Genomic DNA, 2,500 nt, shown 5'->3' on the forward strand with positions numbered 1-2,500 from the left:
TAAACAATTCCTATACTATCTATTTATGAAAGGGGCTCACGCAAGTGATATTAACCCACATTTCACACAACAATATATAGCTGGTGAAGAAGAATATGTGACCAATTATATATACTTAGAAAACTTCGATCAGGAAATGAAAAAATTAGAAAAGCGTTTCGAATTAAAAACCGCACCAATAAATGAGTTCTCAACATCATGGCATCATCAAACTCCCCGCCATGATTTATAAAGGGAATTTTAGCGAAGGCGATATTACTAACCCTTTATTTCCCCGTCATCCAACTTTTGAAAGCTTTTATAATACTAAATGTATACAACTTGTTCAAACAATATTTCAAAATGATTTCGACACATATAAATACAGCAAAGAATATCTATACTAATTTTAGTCTATTATCTTTGCTAAATAAAAAAGATACCTCATATACAAGGTATCTTTTTAACATTTCATTTATACAAATCATACTGTTTAACAGTCTCTATTCTCCACCTTGTTACCTTTTAATAGATTACATAACTTTTGCTTATCTGCCCATCCTACTCCTATTAAGACTAAACTTGCTCCCATTATTACTCTCCAGGTCAGAAATTCATTTAATAGAATAATTGAAGTAACAATACTTATTAATGGTAATGCATTTAAATATAATCCGCTCACTGATGCTGAAACTCTCTCTAGCGCTTTATTCCAAAACCAATATGCTAAAATTGTTGCTCCAATAACAAGGTATATTACACTAAGTCCCGTTTTCCAAGTTTCAACCTTTGGGAGACCGTAATAAAAAATTTCTACCAGTGCAAACGGTAAGAGAATAACAGCTCCAATAATTAAAGTTAATGTTGTAAAAACCTCGTTTGATAAATACTGTTCTTGTTTTGGTCGCTTTAGCAAAACTGTGTAGAAAGCAAATAGAAAAGTACTTAATAATATCAGTATATCTCCTATTAAAGACACTTCTTGATTAGCACTTTTAGATGGAATCGTAATAAAGAGTACTCCTATAGCACCCAATATAATTCCTATCCAATAATTCAATCGAATTTCCTCTTTCAAAAAGAGTGCTGAAAAAAGAATTGTAACTAATGGTAATGCAGCATCTATAATACTCACATGTAATCCACTTGTTAAAGAAATGCCGTAGGATGTAAACATAAAATAACCAGCTACACCGGTAAAAGCTAACAAACTCATTCTTTTCCATGAAACTTTTTTATGTACAACTGATTTTTTTAATTGCTTAAATGAGAATATCATGCAAATTCCACCTGCAAAGAAAAGGCGAATAAATAACAAAGTAAACGGCTGAATAGATTCTAACGCCCATTTTGTTGGCGCAATGGCTGTGCCCCATAATATAACAGCCACTAATAACATGCATATTTCTTTCATAATCCCCCACACCCATCAAAAATATATGTTAACTACCTTAATTATAGAATTTTTCTTATGTAAAATCCTTTAAAAACACAAAAGGTTATGCAAAAAGAGCTATATTGCTATTTTTCACATAACCTTTTTATATAAGATTACAAACATTCTTTTTACATCTGAACTATATTCTCATAAAGGTAATTCTTACCTTTATATTTAAAATAATAAAAATAAACACAAAAAACCTAAGTCGAAACGACTTAGGTTTTTTGCTTGGCGACGTCCTACTCTCACAGGGACAAGGTCCCAACTACCATCGGCGCTAGAGAGCTTAACTTCCGTGTTCGGTATGGGAACGGGTGTGACCTCTCTGCCATCATCACCAAACTATGAAGGCATATTCCTTCAAAACTAGATAACATTTGCTACATATTATATGGTTAAGTCCTCGATCTATTAGTATTCGTCAGCTCCACATGTCACCATGCTTCCACCTCGAACCTATCAACCTGATCATCTTTCAGGGATCTTACTAGCTTACGCTATGGGAAATCTCATCTTGAGGGGGGCTTCATGCTTAGATGCTTTCAGCACTTATCCCTTCCGCACATAGCTACCCAGCTATGCCCTTGGCAGAACAACTGGTACACCAGCGGTGCGTCCATCCCGGTCCTCTCGTACTAAGGACAGCTCCTCTCAAATTTCCTACGCCCACGACGGATAGGGACCGAACTGTCTCACGACGTTCTGAACCCAGCTCGCGTACCGCTTTAATGGGCGAACAGCCCAACCCTTGGGACCGACTACAGCCCCAGGATGCGATGAGCCGACATCGAGGTGCCAAACCTCCCCGTCGATGTGGACTCTTGGGGGAGATAAGCCTGTTATCCCCGGGGTAGCTTTTATCCGTTGAGCGATGGCCCTTCCATGCGGAACCACCGGATCACTAAGCCCGACTTTCGTCCCTGCTCGACTTGTAGGTCTCGCAGTCAAGCTCCCTTATGCCTTTGCACTCTACGAATGATTTCCAACCATTCTGAGGGAACCTTTGGGCGCCTCCGTTACACTTTAGGAGGCGACCGCCCCAGTCAAACTGCCCACCTGACACTGTCTCCCGGGTCGATA

1 protein-coding gene, 2 rRNA genes and 1 pseudogene (2 of these 4 only partly in view) are annotated in these 2,500 nt (G+C 38.2%); 1 reads left to right on the plus strand and 3 read right to left on the minus strand.

Features of this window, described 5'->3' with window-relative positions; genetic code table 11:
• A pseudogene (locus F3I02_RS23110) lies at positions 1-386 on the plus strand (sulfotransferase family 2 domain-containing protein) (it extends 407 nt beyond the left edge of the window).
• Positions 387-472: 86 nt separating this feature from the next.
• Here the strand turns inward: F3I02_RS23110 and F3I02_RS23115 are convergent.
• The 3 genes from F3I02_RS23115 to F3I02_RS23125 form a co-directional block, all read right to left on the minus strand.
• Positions 473-1,393 carry a DMT family transporter gene (locus tag F3I02_RS23115; protein WP_000658273.1) on the minus strand — a complete coding sequence of 307 codons (921 nt, stop codon included), beginning with the start codon at positions 1,391-1,393 and terminating at the stop codon, positions 473-475.
• Positions 1,394-1,646: 253 nt separating this feature from the next.
• Positions 1,647-1,762 (minus strand): 5S ribosomal RNA (rrf, locus tag F3I02_RS23120).
• Positions 1,763-1,811: 49 nt separating this feature from the next.
• A 23S ribosomal RNA gene (locus F3I02_RS23125) occupies positions 1,812-2,500 on the minus strand; it runs 2,234 nt beyond the window's last position.

It is taken from the genome of Bacillus sp. SRB3LM (genome assembly GCF_015712745.1).
GTDB lineage: Bacteria > Bacillota > Bacilli > Bacillales > Bacillaceae_G > Bacillus_A > Bacillus_A thuringiensis_K.